The sequence below is a fragment of the Streptomyces bacillaris genome (genome assembly GCF_003268675.1).
Classification (GTDB): Bacteria; Actinomycetota; Actinomycetes; order Streptomycetales; family Streptomycetaceae; genus Streptomyces; species Streptomyces bacillaris.
Genome location: NZ_CP029378.1, coordinates 955,594 through 973,925, shown reverse-complemented (window position 1 = coordinate 973,925; position 18,332 = coordinate 955,594). Strand labels below are relative to the sequence as shown.

General features: G+C 74.1%; 18 protein-coding genes. 12 read left to right on the top strand and 6 right to left on the bottom strand.

The genetic code is table 11. The features are described from left to right. The first annotated feature begins 157 nt into the window (after window positions 1-157). Window positions 158-1,567, top strand: a complete 1,410-nt coding sequence (locus DJ476_RS04065) for a phytoene desaturase family protein (protein ID WP_381244376.1) — start codon at window positions 158-160, stop codon at window positions 1,565-1,567. A gap of 40 nt (window positions 1,568-1,607) precedes the next feature. On the opposite strand, the gene DJ476_RS04060 is transcribed toward DJ476_RS04065, so the two are convergent. Beyond that, on the bottom strand, window positions 1,608-3,056 hold the full coding sequence (locus DJ476_RS04060) for a threonine/serine exporter family protein (RefSeq protein WP_112489854.1): 1,449 nt from the start codon (window positions 3,054-3,056) through the stop codon (window positions 1,608-1,610). A gap of 233 nt (window positions 3,057-3,289) precedes the next feature. Between DJ476_RS04060 and DJ476_RS04055 the strand changes: the two genes are divergently transcribed. The 3 genes from DJ476_RS04055 (at window position 3,290) to DJ476_RS04045 (ending at window position 5,935) form a co-directional block, all read left to right on the top strand. Continuing rightward, on the top strand, window positions 3,290-3,826 hold the full coding sequence (locus DJ476_RS04055) for an O-acetyl-ADP-ribose deacetylase (RefSeq protein ID WP_019761413.1): 537 nt from the start codon (window positions 3,290-3,292) through the stop codon (window positions 3,824-3,826). A 111-nt stretch (window positions 3,827-3,937) separates the two neighbouring features. Then, window positions 3,938-5,410, top strand: coding sequence for an AlkA N-terminal domain-containing protein (locus DJ476_RS04050; RefSeq protein WP_103419235.1), 1,473 nt, complete (start codon window positions 3,938-3,940; stop codon window positions 5,408-5,410). Window positions 5,411-5,425: 15 nt separating this feature from the next. Beyond that, the gene (locus DJ476_RS04045) at window positions 5,426-5,935 is read left to right on the top strand and encodes a methylated-DNA--[protein]-cysteine S-methyltransferase (RefSeq protein ID WP_103419236.1); all 510 of its coding nucleotides are present in this window, start codon (window positions 5,426-5,428) and stop codon (window positions 5,933-5,935) included. Window positions 5,936-5,998: 63 nt separating this feature from the next. On the opposite strand, the gene DJ476_RS04040 is transcribed toward DJ476_RS04045, so the two are convergent. Beyond that, window positions 5,999-6,583: a TMEM165/GDT1 family protein gene (locus tag DJ476_RS04040; RefSeq protein ID WP_053558545.1), complete on the bottom strand. Its 585-nt coding sequence runs from the start codon at window positions 6,581-6,583 to the stop codon at window positions 5,999-6,001. A 425-nt stretch (window positions 6,584-7,008) separates the two neighbouring features. Here DJ476_RS04040 and DJ476_RS04035 point away from each other — a divergent pair, with 425 nt between their 5' ends. Next, window positions 7,009-7,416, top strand: coding sequence for a (2Fe-2S) ferredoxin domain-containing protein (locus tag DJ476_RS04035; RefSeq protein WP_053558544.1), 408 nt, complete (start codon window positions 7,009-7,011; stop codon window positions 7,414-7,416). Between the two features lie 12 nt (window positions 7,417-7,428). Here DJ476_RS04035 and DJ476_RS04030 read toward each other — a convergent pair whose 3' ends face one another. Further along, window positions 7,429-8,157: an SIR2 family NAD-dependent protein deacylase gene (locus DJ476_RS04030; RefSeq protein WP_112489853.1), complete on the bottom strand. Its 729-nt coding sequence runs from the start codon at window positions 8,155-8,157 to the stop codon at window positions 7,429-7,431. A 63-nt stretch (window positions 8,158-8,220) separates the two neighbouring features. Here DJ476_RS04030 and DJ476_RS04025 point away from each other — a divergent pair, with 63 nt between their 5' ends. Continuing rightward, window positions 8,221-8,421, top strand: a complete 201-nt coding sequence (locus DJ476_RS04025) for a hypothetical protein (RefSeq protein ID WP_019761406.1) — start codon at window positions 8,221-8,223, stop codon at window positions 8,419-8,421. Between the two features lie 27 nt (window positions 8,422-8,448). Here DJ476_RS04025 and DJ476_RS04020 read toward each other — a convergent pair whose 3' ends face one another. Beyond that, complete coding sequence (locus DJ476_RS04020) at window positions 8,449-8,949, bottom strand: NUDIX domain-containing protein (protein WP_112489852.1); 501 nt, start codon at window positions 8,947-8,949, stop codon at window positions 8,449-8,451. Between the two features lie 142 nt (window positions 8,950-9,091). On the opposite strand from DJ476_RS04020, the gene DJ476_RS04015 reads away from it, so the two are divergent. Beyond that, window positions 9,092-10,207: a glycerate kinase gene (locus DJ476_RS04015; RefSeq protein WP_112489851.1), complete on the top strand. Its 1,116-nt coding sequence runs from the start codon at window positions 9,092-9,094 to the stop codon at window positions 10,205-10,207. Window positions 10,208-10,330: 123 nt separating this feature from the next. Here the strand turns inward: DJ476_RS04015 and DJ476_RS04010 are convergent, their stop codons facing one another. Next, window positions 10,331-10,777 carry a helix-turn-helix domain-containing protein gene (locus DJ476_RS04010; RefSeq protein WP_318294334.1) on the bottom strand — a complete coding sequence of 149 codons (447 nt, stop codon included), beginning with the start codon at window positions 10,775-10,777 and terminating at the stop codon, window positions 10,331-10,333. Window positions 10,778-11,097: 320 nt separating this feature from the next. Here DJ476_RS04010 and DJ476_RS04005 point away from each other — a divergent pair, with 320 nt between their 5' ends. The 5 genes from DJ476_RS04005 to DJ476_RS03985 are packed head-to-tail and all read left to right on the top strand — an operon-like array spanning window position 11,098 to window position 16,009. After that, on the top strand, window positions 11,098-11,895 hold the full coding sequence (locus DJ476_RS04005; protein ID WP_019765575.1) for an ABC transporter ATP-binding protein: 798 nt from the start codon (window positions 11,098-11,100) through the stop codon (window positions 11,893-11,895). Beyond that, entirely contained in the window at window positions 11,883-12,701 is an 819-nt protein-coding gene (locus tag DJ476_RS04000; protein WP_381244145.1) for an ABC transporter ATP-binding protein, read from the top strand. Before DJ476_RS04005 ends, DJ476_RS04000 begins: the two co-directional genes overlap by 13 nt. After that, entirely contained in the window at window positions 12,698-13,588 is an 891-nt protein-coding gene (locus tag DJ476_RS03995) for a branched-chain amino acid ABC transporter permease (protein WP_019765573.1), read from the top strand. The genes DJ476_RS04000 and DJ476_RS03995 overlap by 4 nt, the downstream gene beginning before the upstream one ends. Then, the gene (locus DJ476_RS03990) at window positions 13,581-14,762 is read left to right on the top strand and encodes a branched-chain amino acid ABC transporter permease (RefSeq protein ID WP_112489850.1); all 1,182 of its coding nucleotides are present in this window, start codon (window positions 13,581-13,583) and stop codon (window positions 14,760-14,762) included. The genes DJ476_RS03995 and DJ476_RS03990 overlap by 8 nt, the downstream gene beginning before the upstream one ends. Further along, window positions 14,759-16,009 (top strand): ABC transporter substrate-binding protein, encoded by a 1,251-nt coding sequence (locus DJ476_RS03985; protein ID WP_112489849.1) that lies wholly within the window; start codon window positions 14,759-14,761, stop codon window positions 16,007-16,009. Before DJ476_RS03990 ends, DJ476_RS03985 begins: the two co-directional genes overlap by 4 nt. An 82-nt stretch (window positions 16,010-16,091) precedes the next feature. Here the strand turns inward: DJ476_RS03985 and DJ476_RS03980 are convergent, their stop codons facing one another. Next, a complete protein-coding gene (locus DJ476_RS03980) occupies window positions 16,092-18,326 on the bottom strand; it encodes a bifunctional serine/threonine-protein kinase/ABC transporter substrate-binding protein (protein ID WP_112489848.1) in 2,235 nt (744 codons plus the stop codon). Window positions 18,327-18,332: the final 6 nt, after the last annotated feature.

Below are 18,332 nucleotides of genomic sequence, written 5' to 3'. Positions count from 1 at the left end.
CCCCGTCCGCACCCGGTTGGTCCGGGCCCCGGCAGCCCCGCCCGCCGTCGGAGCGGTCCCGGGGAAGGCGTCCGGGCACCCGTGCGCACCCGCTGTCGGTGCGCCCGAATATCCTGGGGCTCCGCCTGCAGGCCGACGAAGGAGTCCCAAGGTGCCGATGCTCGACGCGGTCGTCGTGGGGGCCGGGCCCAACGGGCTGACCGCCGCGGCCGAACTGGCCCGCAGGGGCTTCGCCGTGGAGGTCCACGAGGCCCACGACACCATCGGCGGCGGCGCCCGCACCGAGGAGCTGACGCTGCCGGGGTTCCGGCACGACCCCTGCTCCGCCGTGCATCCGCTCGGCATCGGCTCGCCCGCCTTCCGGGCCATGCCCCTGGACCGGCACGGCCTGGAGTGGCTGCACCCCGAGGTCGACCTCGCCCACCCCTTCCCCGACGGCACCGCCGCCGCCCTCACCCGGTCCGTCGGCGAGAGCGCCATGACGCTCGGGCCCGCCGACGCCGGGGCCTACCGCCGCCTTCTCGCCCCCTTCCTCGGCCGCTGGGACACCCTGGCCGCCGACTTCCTGCGCACCCCCTGGCTCGGCCTGCCCCACGACCCGTACCGGCTGGCCCGCTTCGGGCTGCTCGGCCTCCAGCCCGCCACCTGGGTCGCCCGGCGCTTCCGGGGCGAGAAGGCCCGCGGCCTCTTCGCCGGGCTCGCCGCCCACGCCATAGCGCCCACCAGCGGCTTCGCCACCTCGGCCATCGCCCTCGTCTTCGCGCTCGCCGCCCACGAGAACGGCTGGCCCGTCCCGCGCGGCGGCTCCCAGGCCATCGCGGACGCCCTCGCCTCCTACCTCCGCGAACAGGGCGGCACCATCCGCACCGGCAGCGAGGTCAAGCGGCTCGACGAACTCCCGCCCGCCCGCGCCTACATCTTCGACACCTCGCCCTCCGCCCTCGCCCGCATCGCCGGACTCGGCTCCGCCTACAGCCACTACCGCTACGGCGCCTCCGCCTTCAAGATCGACTACGCGCTCTCCGGCCCCGTCCCCTGGACCGCCGAGGCCGCCCGCCGCGCGGGCACCGTCCACATCGGCCCCACCGCCACCGCCATCGACGCCGCGCTCACCGCCGCGGTGGAGGGCCGCGACCCCAGCGTCCCCTTCCTCATCACCGCCCAGCCCAGCCTCACCGACCCCTCGCGGGCCCCCGAAGGACGCCAGGTCTTCTGGGTGTACGGGCACGTCCCGGCCGGGTGGGAGGGCGACGCCACGGACGTCATCGAGCGCCAACTGGAGCGCTTCGCCCCCGGCTTCCGTGACCTGGTGCTCGCCCGCGCCCTCTCCGGCCCGCCCCAACTGGCCGAGCGCAACGCCAATTACGTCGGCGGCGACATCGCGTGCGGGGCCTTCTCCGGCCTCCAGACCCTGATCCGTCCCAAGCTCGCCCGTGTCCCGTACGCCACCGCCCACCCGGCGGTCTTCCTCTGCTCCTCGGCCACCCCGCCCGGCCCCGGGGTGCACGGCATGTCCGGCCACCACGCCGCCAAGGCCGTATGGCGGCACCTGCGCGCCACGCACTGAACCCCCGGGCCGCGCGGGGTCCGCGTCGTCCTCGCCCCGATCACCCGGGGCGCGCGGCCGACGAACCGCGCGAGGCCGGGGCCCAGCGCCGCTGCGCCGCCCCGCCGAGGTGGTTGCCCAGCACGGTGCCCACGCCGATGGCCGCCGTGGTGACGAACGCCAGCACCGCGTAACCGCCCGCCCCCGGCACCTGCAGCCCGTACTGGAGCAGGCTGCGGTAGACGTCCGGCCCCGGCAGCAGCGCGCCCGCGATACCGGGCACCACCAGGGAGCGCGACGGGATCCGCAGCACCGGCGCCACGGCCCCCGCCGCCGCACCGAGCACCGCCGCCGCCCCCAGCACCGCCAGCGGGGTCGCCAGGCCCAGCTCCTGGTGCAGGAGGCCGTTGACCAGCCCGGCCAGCATCCCCGCCCCCATCGCCCACGGCAGCAGCCGGGGCGGACCGCCCATGAAAACGGCGTTGCCGAGCGCCCCGACCGCCGAGGTCACCAGGGACAGCACCAACGGCAGGGCGCGGAACGCCGTGTTGCGGGCGTCCGCATCGGCGTCCCGCAGCAGGAACCCGACCAGGGAGACCCCGCCGACCATCGCCGCCAGGAACATCCCCACGGTGATCAGCCGCCCGGCCGCCATCGCCCGGAACCCCGAGATCGAGTCCTCCGCGAAGCTCACCACCGACAGGATCGGCAGCAGCAGCACCATGTTGGCCGCCGCCACACTCGCCGCCTCACCCCCGGTCAGCGCGTGCGCGTCCGCCAGGACCATCGTCAGCCCGATCACCGCGGCGGTCTGGAGCCCGGTCACGTAGAACGAGGGCAGCCCGCTCGTGGAGAGCGCCCAGCCGAACCGGTTGCCCACCAGGAACACCACCGGCGCGACGACCGCCGCCTTCGGCGTCCCCGACGCCAGCACACAGAGCATCGCCGCCAGCAGCGCCCCGCCCAGCACCTTGGTCCACCACGGCCAGTACCCCTTCAGCGAGATGATGCGGGTCAGCTCGCGGTCGGCGTCCAGCGGCCGCAGCCCCTCGTCCAGCACCCGATGGGTCAGCGCGCTCAGATCGTCCAGCTGCCGCAGATCGCGGCTGTCCTCCGACCCTGTCTCCATCATCATCGTCAGCGGCCGTTCGCCCGGAGGCGCGTACTGCGCCTGGACGGTCCGCGCGGTGACGTCGACCGTCATGTGGTCCATCCCCCAGCGCGCGGTGACCGCCACGATCGCCGACTCGATCGCCCGCGTCTCCGCCCCCGCGAGGAACAACTCCCGCCCGTGGCGCAGCGCGAACCGCATACAGGCGACGGCCGTACGCTCGTCCACGTCGCGTGGCGGGGGGAAGGAGTACCCCTCGAACTCCGTTCCGTACAACCGGTCCAGCAGCGTCGACTCGTTGTCCCGCAACCGGGCGAGCTGCTCCCGCCGCGCCCGGCGCCGGGCGCGGAGCGCGGAGACGGAGAGCCGGCCGCCGGTGGACCCATCGTCTGGGGACACGGACGCGCCCCTCCCTCCGCAACCACCGTCGACGTGTGCGCATCGACGTATCCACGTCGACGTGTTCACCGTCGACACCACCACGCCGAACGGTGATGGACCGGCACGTTCTGCCTCTCGGGCGTCCGGTCGTACGGGAGCGGGGCGCGCGCGTCACCGCCCGGTGACGCCCGCACGGGCCGGTCCGCCCGGACCGTGCGGCGCGGGGGCGCGGGGCGCGGCATGATGTCCGCATGAGCACCTCCGTCACCCCCGCGGTCCGCCTGGTCCGCGGGGACATCACCGACCAGTCCGTCGACGTCATCGTCAACGCCGCCAACTCCTCGCTCCTCGGCGGCGGCGGGGTCGACGGCGCCATCCACCGGCGCGGGGGCCCCGAGATCCTCGCGGCCTGCCGGGAGCTGCGCGCCTCGCAGTACGGCAAGGGCCTCGCCACCGGCCGGGCCGTCGCCACCACCGCCGGCCGGCTGGCCGCCCGCTGGGTGATCCACACGGTCGGCCCGGTCTTCTCCGGCGCCCAGGACCGCTCCGCGCTGCTCGCCTCCTGCTACCGCGAATCACTGGCCCTGGCAGCCGAGTTGGGGGCCAGGAGCGTGGCGTTCCCGGCGATCTCGACGGGCATCTACGGTTGGCCGATGGACGACGGGGCGCGGATCGCGGTGCGCACGGTGCTCGCGGAGACGGTGGCGCCGGTGGAGGAGGTGCGGTTCGTGCTCTTCGACGCGCACGCGTACGTGGAGTTCGAGGAGGTCCTCGCGATGCGCGGCTGAGCCCCGGGACTCCGAGGGCTCCGGAACCCCGAAGGCTCCGGGACCCGCGGCCCGACGTGCGTGTCGGATTTCCGCCAGCCAGCCCCCTGACCGGTGGCCCATCCTGGAGCCATGCACACCGACACCGAGGCTTGCGTGCGGGCCGTCCAGTCCAAGGACGCCCGCTTCGACGGCTGGTTCTTCACCGCGGTCCTCACCACCCGGATCTACTGCCGCCCCAGCTGCCCCGTCGTGCCGCCCAAGGCCCGCAACATGACCTTCTACCCCAGCGCCGCCGCCTGCCAGCAGGCCGGCTTCCGGGCCTGCAAGCGGTGCCGCCCCGACACCAGCCCCGGTTCCCCCGAGTGGAACGCCCGCGCCGACTCGGTGGCCCGCGCCATGCGGCTCATCCAGGACGGTGTCGTCGACCGCGAGGGCGTCCCCGGTCTCGCCGCCCGCCTCGGCTACTCCGCCCGCCAGATCGAGCGCCAGCTCCTGGCCGAACTCGGCGCCGGACCGCTGGCCCTGGCCCGCGCCCAACGGGCCCAGACCGCCCGGCTCCTCATCGAGACCACCGCCCTGCCGCTGGCCGAGGTGGCGTTCGCCGCCGGGTTCTCCTCCGTGCGGACCTTCAACGAGACCGTCCGCGAGGTCTTCGCCCTCACCCCCGGCGAACTCCGCACCCGGGCCGCCCGCGGCCCCCTGGCCCCCGCCACCCCCGGCGTGATCGCGCTCCGCCTCCCGTACCGCACCCCGCTCACCCCCGGCAACCTCTTCGGCCACCTCGCCGCGACGGCCGTCCCCGGCGTCGAGGAGTGGCGGGACGGCGCCTACCGCCGCACGCTCACCCTCCCGTACGGCCACGGCACCGTCGCCCTCACCCCGCAGCCCGGCCACATCGCGGCCCGGCTCTCCCTCACCGACCCCCGCGACCTCACGCAGGCGATCAGCCGGTGCCGCTGGCTCCTGGACCTGGACGCGGACCCGGTCGCCGTCGACGACCGGCTGCGCACCGACCCGCTGCTGGCCCCGTTGGTCGACGCGGGACCCGGCCGCCGGGTGCCGCGTACGGTGGACGGCGCCGAGTTCGCCGTACGCGCGGTGCTCGGCCAGCAGGTCTCCACCGCCGCCGCCCGCACCCACGCGGCCCGCCTGGTCACCGCCCACGGGGTGGAGGTCGACGACCCCGAGGGCGGGCTCACCCATCTCTTCCCGGCCCCCGAGGCGCTGGCCGGGCTGGACCCGGAGAAGCTGGCCCTGCCCCGGACCCGCCGCACCACGCTCACCACCCTGGTCGCCGCCCTCGCCGGGGGCGCACTACGCCTGGACCACGACACGGACTGGGCCCGGGCCCGCGCCGAACTCTCCGCACTCCCCGGCTTCGGCCCCTGGACCGTGGAGTCCGTTGCCATGCGGGCCCTGGGCGACCCCGACGCCTTCCTCCCCACCGACCTCGGCATCCGCCGGGCCGCCGAACGCCTCGGCCTACCGGCCACCCCCGCCGCCCTCACCGCCCGGGCCGCCGACTGGCGCCCCTGGCGCGCGTACGCCGTCCAGTACCTCTGGACCGTGGACGACCACCCCATCAACCACCTGCCCGCCTGACGGAGGAAGCCCGCCATGACTGCGAAGCAGCACACGGTCGTCGACAGCCCCTACGGCCCGCTGACGCTCGTCGCCACCGACGGCGTCCTCTCGGCCCTCTACATGACCGACCAGCGCCACCGCCCGTCCGAGGAGACCTTCGGCACCCCCGACCCGGAACCCTTCCCGGAGGTCATCCGCCAGCTCGCGGCGTACTTCGCGGGCGACCTCACCACCTTCGACGTGCCGCTCGCCCTGCACGGCACCCCGTTCCAGCGGAGCGTCTGGGCGGAGCTGCTGAAGATCCCGTACGGGGAGACGCGTACGTACGGCGAACTGGCCGAGGAACTCGGCAAACCGGCCGCCTCCCGGGCGGTCGGCCTGGCCAACGGCAAGAACCCGGTCTCCATCATCGTCCCGTGCCACCGGGTGATCGGGGCATCCGGCAGCCTCACCGGCTACGGCGGCGGCCTGGACCGCAAGCAGCGGCTGCTGGCGTTCGAGAGCGGGGGCGTACGGGAGGACGGGGTGCAGGCGCTGTTCTGAACTCCGGACGCGGGAAGGGGCGCACCGGCCCGGTACGCCCCTTCCCGCCCGTGAGCGCCCATCTCAGCCGGTGAAGATCTCCACGGCCGTCCAGATCGCGAGCCCCAGCATGCAGATCCCGCCGATGCGCTGCACGGTCTTCAGCGGCACGCGGCTGGCGATGAACTTCCCCGCGAGCAGCGCCAGTGCGGAGACGGACATCAGGGCGGCGGCCGAACCGATCGCGGTGGACCAGGTGCCGTTGGAGGCGGCCAGGTTGGCGGTGGTGATCTGGGTCAGGTCGCCCCACTCGCTGATGAAGACGGCCATGAACGCGGTCGAGTAGACCGGCCAGAAGCCGGTCACGGTCTTCACCTCGGTGTCGTCATCGTCGTCCCCGCCGCTGCCCCGCAGCAGGATGAACGCGCCGAACGCGAAGAGCGAGGCCGAGACGAGCTTGACGGTCCAGTCGGGCAGCAGCCCGATCAGGCTGCCCGCGCCGACGGCGATGGCGACATGCACGATGAACGCGGACGACGTGCCGAACCACACGTAGAGCGGGCGCATCCGCGTGCCCATGGCCAGCGACGCGAACATCGTCTTGTCGGGGAGCTCCGCGAGGAAGATCAGCCCGAAGGCGGTGATGATCGCCAGGGGGTCGAGGTGCATTCCGGGTGGCTTTCTGTGCGAGCCGGGCCCCGGATCTTCGCGAAGTGCCGTGCGGGCTTTTCGGAGGACCACTCGGCCCGGCATGACGGGGGCGCCCACGGAGGACGTGGACGTGTCATACAGGACCGAAGGTCTCGCCCACCCGCGAGAAACCCTGTCCGGGTCTCACGAGCCCGGTCACCGGGAACCCGAGGGCTCCAGTGTGTCGACGACCGGTTTGCGGGGCTACTCCCCTTCGCAGCCACCAAGACTACCTCACCGGCCGGACCCCGCCGGGCGGACCCATCGGGCAGGGGAGGGGTGCGGATGTTCGAACCGGCGGAGCCTGGGTAGAGTCGCGGTGACCACGCTGACCAGCGTCGATGGTCCTGACGGGACCTGCTGGCCCCTCGCCGTCCACCACTCCGCCGACCGGAAGTACGCGCATGAGCCGCCGCCCCCGCAAGGACGTGCCCGCCCAGGGCGCCGCCCGGCCCACCGTGAGCGTCTGCCGGGGCTGCTGCTGCGGCACGGAGAAGATCCCGGGCGTCGACCACGCCGCCCAGCTCGCCCGCCTCCGCTCCGGCCTGGAGGGCACCGCCACCGTACGGGCCGTGGAGTGCCTGGACGCCTGCGAACAGGGCAACGTGATCGTCGTCCAGCCGTCCGCCGAGGGCCGCCGCGCGGGCGGCCGCCCGGTCTGGCTCGGCCTGGTCAACGACGAGCACGCCGAGCAGGACGTGATCACCTGGGCAACGGCCGGCGGCCCGGGGATCGCGGACGCCCCCGACATCCTCGACCTGTACGTGTTCCAGCCCTCGCGCCGGGTCCGGGCGGGGCTGGAGACCCCGTAAAAGGGCGGGATCTCAGGCCCGGGCACCGCCCAGCGCACGCAGCAGCCTCGGCAGGGCGGTCCCGATCGGCTCCCGGACGACCTCCTCGGCGAGCGCGTCGTACGGGGTCGGCTCCGCGTTCACCACGATCAGCCGCGCCCCGTGCTCGGCCGCGATCCCGGCGAGCGAGGCGGCGGGCTGCACCTGGAGCGTCGAGCCGACCGCCACGAAGACCTCGCACGCCTTGGCGATCGTCATCGCGTCCGCCAGCACCCGCGGGTCCAGCCGCTCACCGAACATCACCGTCGCCGCCTTCAGGACCCCGCCGCAGACCGTGCACGCAGGATCCGGCTCGCCCGCGTCCACCCGCGCCAGGGCCTCGGCCATCGAGGACCGGGCGTGGCAGCGCGTACAGACCACCCGGCGTGCGGTGCCGTGGAGTTCGAGGACCTTGCGGTCGGGCAGCCCGGCCAGCTGGTGGAGCCCGTCGACGTTCTGCGTGATCACCCGGACCGGGGTGCCGGACCGCTCCAGCTCCACCACCGCCCGGTGGGCCGCGTTCGGCTCGGGGTCCGCGGCGTGGGTGGAGCGGCGCAGCAGCCAGGAGCGGCGGCGGATCTCCGGGTCGGCCATGTAGAAGTCGTACGTGACGAGCTTCTCGGCCTCCGGGTCCTTCCGCCACACCCCGTTCGGCCCCCGGTAGTCGGGGATGCCGGAGTCCGTGGAGATGCCTGCACCGCTGAGGATCGCGACAAGGGTCATACGGCGAGAGTACGGAGCGGGTACGCCTCCCACGAGCGGGTTTCGCCGGTGTAGGATCCGGCCATGGCCAAGGTGAGTGTCAGTCTGGACGCCGAACTCGTCGTCGAAGTCATGGTGCTCGCGGGCGTCGGAAACCCGCAGGACGCGGTGGAGTTGGTGGTGCGCGACTACATCGCGCGCGGCCACCGCACCGAGGCGCGGGTCGCCGAGCGCGAGGAGTCGGCGCGGGACGTGGAGATCAAGCCCGAGGCCCAGCAGGGCTGACGCCGAAGCTCCCTGACAGCGCGCGGACTACGCGACCGGCCGGCCGTCCTCCAGCTCCACCGTTCCGCCGCCGGACGCCAGCACCTCCAGCGCCGCCCGCACCCGGTGTCCGAGCGAGCCCAGCAGATGGGTGCCCAGCTCGGCCGGGGCCACCAGCTTCCAGGAGAGCAACTCCGCCTCCTGGAGCCGGATCGCCGCGAACTGCTCCGGTGTGAGCACCCCGCCGTCGTACACGTACGCCACGATCGGCGGCCGTCCCGGGCCGCGCACCCAGTCCACGGCGAGCAGCCGGCCCGGCGCCAGATCGAGCCCGATCTCCTCCGCCGTCTCGCGGCGGGCGGCCTGCCGGGGGCCCTCGCCCGTCTCGGACTCGACCGTTCCGCCGGGCAGCGCCCAGCCCTCGCGGTAGTTCGGCTCGACGAGCAGCGCCCGGCCCTCCGCGTCACGGAAGAGGCAGGCGGCCCCGGCGAGGACCCGGGGGAGCCCGGCGATGTACGTGGCGTAGGCGGCGGCATCAGTGGTGGTCACGGCCGCCAGCGTAGTGGGGGCCCGGGGGCGGTCGGAGGCGGTTGTGGACGCCCATGGCAGATCAGGGGGTGTGCGGATAGGGTCGGGGCGGCGCGACTGCCTGTTCGAAAGCAAGGGATGCAAGGTGACGGACGGAGCAGATGTGGAGACCGCCCGCGTGCTCGTCGCGGCGGACAAGTTCAAGGGCTCGCTCACGGCCGTACAGGTCGCGGAGCGGGTGACGGCCGGGCTGCGGCGAGTCGTCCCCGGCCTGGAGGTGGAGACCCTCCCCGTCGCGGACGGCGGCGACGGCACGGTCGCGGCGGCGGTGGCCGCCGGGTTCGAGCGCCGCGAGGCGCGGGTGACCGGGCCCGTCGGGGACCCGGTGACGGCGGCGTACGCGCTGCGCGGCTCCACCGCCGTGGTGGAGATGGCCGAGGCCTCGGGCCTCCAGCACCTGCCCGACGGGGTGTTCGCCCCGCTCACGGCCACCACGTACGGCTCGGGCGAGCTGCTGGCGGCCGCGCTGGACGCCGGGGCGACGACCATCGTGTTCGGGGTCGGCGGCAGCGCCACCACGGACGGCGGCGCGGGCATGCTCGCCGCGCTCGGGGCCCGCTTCCTGGACGCGGACGGCAAGCCCGTCGGCCCCGGCGGCGGGGGACTGGCCGCGCTGGCCGAGGCCGATCTCTCCGGGCTCGACCCGCGCCTGAAGGACGTCGACCTGATCCTGGCCAGCGATGTGGACAACCCGCTGACCGGGCCCAAGGGGGCGCCCGAGGTCTACGGGCGGCAGAAGGGCGCGAGCGAGGAGGACATCGCGGTCCTCGACGCGGCCCTGGCGCACTACGCCTCGATCCTGGGGCCGGAGAAGGCCGCCCTGCCGGGCGCCGGTGCGGCCGGCGGCATCGGCTACGGGGCGCTCGTCGCCCTCGGCGCCCGCTTCCGCCCCGGCATCGAGGTCATGCTCGACGTGCTGGGCTTCGCCCCCGCGCTCGCCCGCGCCACGCTGGTCATCACCGGCGAGGGCTCGCTCGACGAGCAGACCCTCCACGGCAAGGCCCCGGCGGGCGTCGCGGCGGCCGCCCGGGAGGCCGGGATCGAGGTCATCGCCGTCTGCGGCCGCCTCGCCCTGGAGCCCGAGGCCCTGGAACGGGCGGGCATCGCCCGCGCCTACGCCCTGGCCGACCTGGAACCGGACCCGGCCGTCTCGATGGCCCAGGCCGGACCGCTGCTGGAGCGCGCGGCCGAGTCGATCGCCCGGGACTTCCTGAGCTGACGGCAGCCGACGACGGAACGGGCCGGTCGTACGGGGACGTACGCCCGGCCCTTTTCCGTGTCCTCCCGCCCGCCGCCGGTACGGAGGCGGGCGGGAGGACACCCGACGCAAGGCCCCGACGGCTCACCCCCGCCCCGCCGACCACCTCAGCGCCTCCAGCGCGAGCACCGTCTCCACCAGCTCGCACGGGTGCGACAACGACCGTGAGGTCAGCCGTTCCAGGCGGCGCAGCCGGTTGAACACCGTGTTCCGGTGACACCGCAGCCGTACCGCCGCCCGCCCCACCGAACCCCCGCACTCCAGCCACGCGTCCAACGTCCCCACCAGCAGCGCCCGTTCCGCCGGGGCCAGGGCCAGCAGCGGGCCGAACACCTCCGCGAGCAGCCGCACGGAGACCTCCGGCGCGCCCGCCACCAGGGCCGCCGTCCACCGGTCGTCCCGCGCCACGTCGTCCGGCTCCAAGGTCTCCCGCGCGCCCAGGCCCTCAGCCCCCGGGCCCCCGGCGCTCCCGGAGTACGAGTCCCTGGCGCTTCCGGTGTGCGGGCCTCCGGCCCCCGTCTCCCTCCGCATCCCCGCCTCCGCCCGCCGGACCAGCGTGACCGGCGCCCCGCGCCCGCCGCCGGGGCAGCCGGCGGGACACCGCCGCGGAGGCGGCCACCGGGGCCGGTCTCCCGGTGACCGATGAGGATGCCACCGGTCGCGCGGGGCGGGAGCCCGTCCGGTACCGGCTCTGTGCACGTGCACAACGAGGCCCTTCGATCGCTGGTCACCCGCATCGAGTCCGCCCCGGGCCGTGGACGCGCGCCCCCGCCGGTGCTGGTCTGTGGCACCACACCAAGCCACATCCCCACAGATGACCACGACACGAGAAGGCGGAAGGAGGAGGACGCATGGCAACGCTGGAGATCCGCGGACTGTCCGTGGGATACGGACCGGTCCGGGCCCTGCGCGACATCTCCGTCGATGTGCCGGACGGCGCGATCACCGCCGTACTGGGCGGCAACGGCGCGGGCAAGACCACGCTGCTGCGGGCCGTGTCGCGGACCCTCGGCTTCCACCGGGGTACCGGCACCGGCAGCATCCGGTTCGACGGCCGTCCCCTGGAGGGGCTGCGGCCCGCCCAGGTGGTGGCCGCCGGAGTGGTCCAGGTCCCGGAGGGCCGGCAGGTCTTCGCCCGGATGACGGTGGCCGACAACCTGCGCGCGGGCGCACTCGGGGCGCGCGGCGGGCGCACGGAGACGCGGGCCGCCCTGGCCCGGGTGCACGAACTCTTCCCGGTGCTGGCCGACCGCGCCCACCAGCGGGCCGGGCTCCTCTCCGGCGGCGAGCAGCAGATGCTGGCGATGGGGCGCGCCCTGATGGCCGGGCCCCGGCTGCTCCTGCTGGACGAGCCCTCGCTCGGCCTGGCCCCGCTGATGGCGGCCCGGATCGCGGAGACCGTGCAGGAGATCAACGCGGGCGGCACCTCCGTCATGCTCGTCGAGCAGAACGCGGCCATCGCGCTGCGCCTGGCCTCGACGGCGTACGTCCTCGATGTCGGGGAGGTCGCCCTGCACGGGCCCGCCGCCGAACTGGCCGCCTCCGACGAGGTGCGCCGACGCTATCTCGGCGTGGTCGACGAGGAGGCCGCGGCCGACGCCGAGGCGGCCTCCCACCACCGGCGCACCCTGAGCAGGTGGTCCGCGTGAAGAACGCACCGGCCGCCGCACCCGCCCCCGTGGACAGTGCCCCGGCCCCGCTGACCGTCACCGACGTGACCGTCCGCTTCGCCGGGCTCACCGCCCTCGACGGCGTCTCCTTCACCGTCGAGCCCGGCAGCGTCCACGCCGTCATCGGCCCCAACGGCGCGGGCAAGTCCACCTGCTTCAACGTCCTCTCCGGCGTCTACCGGGCCGCCGCCGGCACCGTCCACCTCGGTGCCACCGAGCTGACCGGGCTCGCGCCGCACGCCATCGCCGCCCTCGGAGTCGCCCGCACCTTCCAGAACCTGGCGCTCCCGCCCCACGCCACCGTCGCCGAGAGCCTGCTCCTGGGCCGCCACCGGCTCACCCGCTCCGGCTTCCTCGCCACCGGACTGCGGCTTCCCTCCGCCGCCCGCGAGGAGCGGCGCCACCTGGAACGGGTCCGGGAGATCGCCCGATTCATCGGCCTGGAAGGGTCGTTGGAACGTCCGGCGGGCTCGCTCCCGTACGGGCAGCAGAAGCTCGTCGAGCTGGGCCGTGCCCTCTGCATGGAGCCGAAGGTCCTGCTCCTGGACGAGCCGATCGCGGGCATGACCGCCGACGAGCGCCGCCGTACCGCCGCCGTCGTGGCCGACGTACGCGACAGCCTCGGCATCTCCATCGTGATGGTCGAGCACGACATGGGGGTGGTGATGAAGCTCGCGGACGCGGTGACCGTACTCGACTTCGGACGCAGGATCGCGGGCGGCTCGCCCGCCGAGGTCCAGAACGATCCGGCCGTCGTCCAGGCCTACTTGGGAGCACCCGAATGACCACGTTCATCGAACTTCTCCTCGGCGGCCTGTCGATCGGTTCGGTCTACGCGCTGATCGCCCTCGGCTTCGTCGTCATCTTCAAGGCCACCGAGGTCGTCAACTTCGCCCACGCCTCCCTGCTGCTGGCGGGCGGCTATGTCACCGCCGTCCTCCACGACGACATCGGGTTCTGGCCCGCGCTGCTCGTCGGGATCGCCGGGGCCGCGACCGTCGGGGCGGCCATCGAGTTCTTCGTGATGCGCCGCTACCGGGGCAGCGACCACAGCGTCCTGGCCATCGTCACCATCGGCGTCGACATCCTCCTCATCACCGAACTCACCCGCCGCATGGGCACGGACGTCCTCGCGCTCGGTGACCCGTGGGGGAACGAGGTGGTCCACATCGGCGGGATCACCCTCGCCCAGACCCGGATCGCCGCGTTCCTGGCGGCCGGGCTCCTCATCACCGTGTTCCTGCTGGCCTTCCGCTACACCTCCTGGGGCGTGTCCATGCGGGCCGCCGCCGAGAACCCGCAGACCGCCGCGCTCATGGGCATCAAGCTGGGCCGGGTCTCCCTCGCCGCCTGGGCCGTCGCCGGGGCGCTGGCCGCCGTCGCCGCGCTCTTCCTCACCGTCTTCCCGACCCCCGGACTGGAACGGGCCACCTCGCTCGCCGCGCTCAAGGCGTTCCCGGCCGCGATCCTCGGCGGTCTCGACTCCACGACCGGGGCGCTGGCCGGCGGGCTCATCGTCGGCGTCACCGAGGCGCTCGCCACCGGCTACCAGAGCGATCTCTCCTTCCTCGGCCGGGGCATCGGGGATCTGGCGCCCTATCTGGTGATGGTCGCGGTCCTGCTGATCCGGCCGGCCGGACTCTTCGGCACGAAGGAGCTGGCCCGTGTCTGACACCGCCGTCACCGCCTCCGGACCAGCAACTCCTGCCGCTCCCGCGCCTGTTGGCGCGCCGGGCTTCACCGAACGGCTGCGCCGACCGCGTACGTACGCCGTCCTCCTCGGCTCCCTCCTGCTCCTCGTCCTCCCCTTCTACCTGGACCGCTTCTGGCTCCAGGCCGGGCTGTTCGCGATGGCGGCGGCGATCGGTGCCATCGGGCTCAACATGCTCACCGGAGCCACCGGCCAGCTCTCCATGGGCCATGCCTTCTTCCTCGCCGTCGGCGCGTACGGCTACTGCGTCCTGGCGGGGGAGTCCTCCACCGAGAACGGCCACGCCCTGACCGGACTCGGGCTGCCCACCTGGCTGGCCGCCGTCCTCGCCGTTCTCCTCGCGGGCCTCGCCGGAGGGGTGTTCAGCCCGATCGCCGGGCGGCTGCGCGGGGCCTACCTCGGTATCGCCACCCTCGCGCTGATCTTCATCGGGCAGCACGTCCTGTTCAACGCGGGCTCCCTGACCGGGGGCTACAACGGGCGGGCCGTACCGCCGCTCTCCCTCTTCGGGTTCACCTTCGACGACACCGAACTCCTCGTCGCCACCGTCCCGTTCGGCTCGTCGGAGAAGCTCTGGTACCTGGGGCTCGTCGCTCTGCTGCTCAGCGCCCTGTTCGCCCGGGGCGTGCTGCGGGGCAGGCCCGGCCGGGCGATGAACGCCATCCGCGACCACCGGATCGCGGCAGGGGTCATGGGCGTGCCGGTGGCCCGCTACCGGGCCGGGGTCTTCGTCCTCTCCTCCATGTACGCCGGTCTCGCGGGCGTCCTGCTCGCCCTGGTCTTCCAGCGGACCGTGCCCGAGTACTTCGGCATGATCCTGTCCCTCGAATACCTCGCCATGATCGTCATCGGCGGGCTCGGCAGCGTCTCGGGAGCCGTGATCGGCGCCGCCTTCGTCTCGCTGCTCCCGCAGGTGCTCACCCACTACAGCGACTCCCTCCCGCTGGTCTCCGCCCCCGGCACGGGCGGTCTGGCACCCGGTGAGGCGTCCCGCTATCTGTACGGCGCCGCGGTGGTCGCGGTGGTCCTGTTCCTGCCCGGCGGCCTCGCCCGCCTCGGCCTCGCCCGCCCGCGCCTCGGCACCGGGCGCCTGCGCCGCACCACGCGTCCGAAGAAATCAGGGGAGAAGAAATGAAACTCAGAGCGCTCACGGCCGTGGTCGCGGCCCTCACCGTCACCCTCGTCGGGTGCAGCGGCAAGGCGACCGGAGGGAAGGGCGACGGACAGGACGAGGCCGGGATCAAGACCGGCCCCGGGGTCACCTCGTCGACGATCTCGCTCGGTGTTCTCACCGACATGACCGGGGTGTACGCCTCGCTCGGCAAGAGCGTCACCCAGGCCCAGCAGCTCTGGGCGGAGCAGATCAACGCCAAGGGCGGCATCTGCGACCGGAAGATCGAGCTGACCGTACGGGACCACGGCTACGACCCGCAGAAGGCGATCTCGGGCTACACCGAGCTGGAGCCGAAGGTCCTCGGCTTCGCCCAGTTCATCGGCTCCCCGTTCGTCGCCGCCGTCGAGCAGCGGATCGACGGCAAGGACAAGGGACTCGTGCTGCCGCAGGCCTGGTCTGCCAGCCTGGTGGGCTCCCCGTACATCCGCGTCATCGGCGCCACGTACGACGTCGAGACCATCAACCTGATCGACCATCTGCTCAAGGAGAAGCGGATCGCCCAGGGCGACCGGATCGGGCACGTCTACTTCGAGGGCGACTACGGCGAGAACGCGCTCGCCGGCTCCAAGTACGCCGCGGAGGAAGCGGGGTTGACCGTCGTCGAGCAGAAGATCAAGCCGACCGACAACGACATGACGGCCCAGGTCGCCGCGCTCAAGCAGGCCGGGGTGAAGGCCGTCGTCGTCAGTGCCGGTCCGCGCCAGGCGGCCTCGCTCGTCGGTGTCGCCGCGGCCACCGGCTTCGATGTCCCTGTCGTCGGCAACAACTCCGCCTACGCGCCGCAGCTGTTGAAGACCCAGGCGGGCCCGGCCCTGCTGAAGGACTACTACATCGCCTCCTCCACCCTCCCCATCGGTGACCCCGGCGACGGACCGTCCCTGCTGGCGAAGCAGTACGCCTCGAAGTACCCGAACGACGTCCTCGACAACGGCGTCGTCGCGGGGTGGACGGCCGCCTCCGTCTTCGGCGAGGCGCTCGACAAGGCCTGCGACGAGAAGGACCTCACCCGCGAGGGCATCGGCAAGGCGCTCCTCACGATCAAGGGGTACGGAACCGAGTTCGGGGTCACCCACGACTTCTCCGACCCCGAGGCGCCCTCCACCCGGGAGAGCGTCATCATGAAGCCCGACGCCACGGCGCCCGGCGGGCTGAAGGTCATCAGCCCGGCGTCGGTCTCCCCGGCGGCGAAGTCGTACACGCTGAAGTGACGCGGGCACGCTGAAGCGACGTGGACACGGGGGCCGGTCCCGCCGACGAAGGCGGGCCGGCCCCCGTGGCCCGTGCCCGGCCTCAGACCTCCCGGCCGTCCATCCCGACGTACCGGAACTTCCCCCGCTCCACGCGGTAGATGAACACCCCGGTCCCCGCGTACATCCCGTTGGCGGGCTCGAACGCATAGCTCTTGGACACGCCCTTGTACCGGGTCGTGCGCAGCACGGGCAGCATGTCCTGCCGGGTCACCGACGTCCGGCCCGTCCCCTCCGCGCAGGCGGCGATCAGCCCGACCGCGTCGTACGCCTCGGCGGCCAGCAGCGGCGGCGCACCGTCGAACCGCTTGCGGTAGGCCGCCGCGAAAGCCTCCACCGAGGGTACGGAGGCGGGGTCGGCGGCCGTCGACACCACCAGCCACCCCGCCGCGTCCTCGCCCGCCTCCGCCAGGAACCGGGGATCGTGCACGGCCTGGGTGCCGAGCCTCGCCCCCCGGAACCCGGCCTTCGTCAGCGCCCGCGCGAACCGGGCCGCATCCCGCCACCCGCCCCCGTACACCACCGCGCCCGGCTTCTTCGCGACGATCCGCCCCGCCTCCGCGTCCAGATCGGCGGTGCCCTCCCGTACGGTCTCCGCGAAGACCGTACGGCCGTTGCCTCGAAGCCCCGCGTCCAGGAACCGGGTGGTCTGGCGGCCGTACTCGGTCCCGTCGTCCACCAGCGCCACGGTGTGGAGCCCCTTCGCCCCCAGGTACTGAGCCACCGGCAGCATCTGCATGTCGTTGCGCGGCCGGGCGGAGAGGAAGATCCGGTTCAGGTTCCGGGTGTCCCCGTCGACCACGCTCAGCAGCGGCAGCGCCACCTCGTCGTAGGCGACCAGCGCCTCGCGCGCCGCGTCCGCACCGGTCGCCCCGATGGCCGCGATCACCAGCGGGTCCTCCGCGAACCGCCGCACCGCTGCCTTCGCCTTCTCCTCGTCACCGCCGTCGTCGGCCACCACCAGGCGCAGCGTGAACGGCGCGTCCTCGCGGGCGTTGTGCTCCTCGACCGCCAGGAGGGCCGCCCGCTCCTGGCCCTTGCCGGTCGCGGCGGACGGGCCGGTGAGGTCTGCCTGGAGCCCGATGCGCAGCTCGGGCCGGGCGGCGGTCGTCTCGCCGCGCTCCTTGCCGTCCCCGCCCGGGTCCTTCTCGCCGCCGAACGCCGTGGCCAGCCAGGCGGTGGTGCCACCCGCCGCCGCGAGGACCGCGCCGCCGGTGACGTACGCGAGGAACTTCCGGCGGCCGGGGGAGCGCGGCACGGCGGTGGTGTCCCGGCCCCCGGCCCCGATCGCCGGCGTGGCACCGGGCTGGGCCGGGAAGCCGGGCTGTGGCGTGGCCCCGGGGTGTGGGGGGAAGCCCGTCCCACCCGTGGAGCCCGCGTCCAGACTGGTCGCCTCGATGTCGGGCAGCGCCAGCATCCGGGCCGAGCGCTCCGCGATCAGATGGGTCACCGGCCCCGGCAGCCAGCTGCCCCCCGACGCGTCCTCCGCGAAGGCCCGCCGGACGTCCCCGGCCGTCGGCCGTCCCGCCGGGTCCTTCGACAGCGACGCCTCCACCACCGGCCGCAGCCCCGGCGGCAGCGCGCCCAGCTCCGCCGGGTCGTGCACCGTACGGAAGAGCATCGCCTCCACCGGGCCGCTGCCGAACGGCCGCCCGCCGGTCGCCGCGTACACCAGCACACAGCCCAGCGAGAAGACGTCGCTCGGCGGGCCGATCCGCCGCCCCTGCGCCTGCTCCGGGGAGAGGAAGCCGGGGGAGCCGACGATCGCGTCCGTCGCCGTCAGGACCGTGTCGTCCAGGGCGCGGGCGATCCCGAAGTCGATCAGCCGGGGGCCGTCGAGCCCCAGCAGTACGTTGCCGGGCTTGACGTCCCGGTGGACGAGTCCCGCCCCGTGGACGGCCTCCAGCGCCTCCGCCAGCATCGAGCCGAGCGCCCGCACACTGCGCTCGGGCAGCGGCCCCCCGCTCCCCACCGCCTCGCTCAGCGGCGGCCCCGGCACGAACTCGGTGGCCAGCCACGGTGCGGGCGCCTCGGTGTCGGCGTCGACCACCGGCACCGCCCACCGGTTGCGCACCTGCCGGGCGATCGCCACCTCGCGCCGGAACCGGGTGCGGAACCCGGCGTCGTCCGCGTACTCGGCCCGGATCAGCTTGATGGCCACCAGCGCGCCACCGGGCGACCGGCCCAGCAGGACCACGCCCATGCCCCCGGCGCCGAGCCGGCCGAGGATGCGGTACCCGGCGATCCGCGCCGGATCGGTGGAGCGGAGCGGTTCCATCAGCGG

Excerpts from the sequence above, each read along its gene's own strand:
- DJ476_RS04065 (WP_381244376.1), top strand. The coding sequence starts at position 158 with ATGCTCGACGCGGTCGTCGTGGGGGCCGGGCCCAACGGGCTGACCGCC.
- DJ476_RS04055 (WP_019761413.1), top strand. The coding sequence starts at position 3,290 with ATGAGCACCTCCGTCACCCCCGCGGTCCGCCTGGTCCGCGGGGACATC.
- DJ476_RS04050 (WP_103419235.1), top strand. The coding sequence starts at position 3,938 with ATGCACACCGACACCGAGGCTTGCGTGCGGGCCGTCCAGTCCAAGGAC.
- DJ476_RS04045 (WP_103419236.1), top strand. The coding sequence starts at position 5,426 with ATGACTGCGAAGCAGCACACGGTCGTCGACAGCCCCTACGGCCCGCTG.
- DJ476_RS04040 (WP_053558545.1), bottom strand. The coding sequence starts at position 6,583 with ATGCACCTCGACCCCCTGGCGATCATCACCGCCTTCGGGCTGATCTTC.
- DJ476_RS04035 (WP_053558544.1), top strand. The coding sequence starts at position 7,009 with ATGAGCCGCCGCCCCCGCAAGGACGTGCCCGCCCAGGGCGCCGCCCGG.
- DJ476_RS04030 (WP_112489853.1), bottom strand. The coding sequence starts at position 8,157 with ATGACCCTTGTCGCGATCCTCAGCGGTGCAGGCATCTCCACGGACTCC.
- DJ476_RS04025 (WP_019761406.1), top strand. The coding sequence starts at position 8,221 with ATGGCCAAGGTGAGTGTCAGTCTGGACGCCGAACTCGTCGTCGAAGTC.
- DJ476_RS04010 (WP_318294334.1), bottom strand. The coding sequence starts at position 10,777 with ATGCGGAGGGAGACGGGGGCCGGAGGCCCGCACACCGGAAGCGCCAGG.
- DJ476_RS04005 (WP_019765575.1), top strand. The coding sequence starts at position 11,098 with ATGGCAACGCTGGAGATCCGCGGACTGTCCGTGGGATACGGACCGGTC.
- DJ476_RS03995 (WP_019765573.1), top strand. The coding sequence starts at position 12,698 with ATGACCACGTTCATCGAACTTCTCCTCGGCGGCCTGTCGATCGGTTCG.
- DJ476_RS03985 (WP_112489849.1), top strand. The coding sequence starts at position 14,759 with ATGAAACTCAGAGCGCTCACGGCCGTGGTCGCGGCCCTCACCGTCACC.
- DJ476_RS03980 (WP_112489848.1), bottom strand. The coding sequence starts at position 18,326 with ATGGAACCGCTCCGCTCCACCGATCCGGCGCGGATCGCCGGGTACCGC.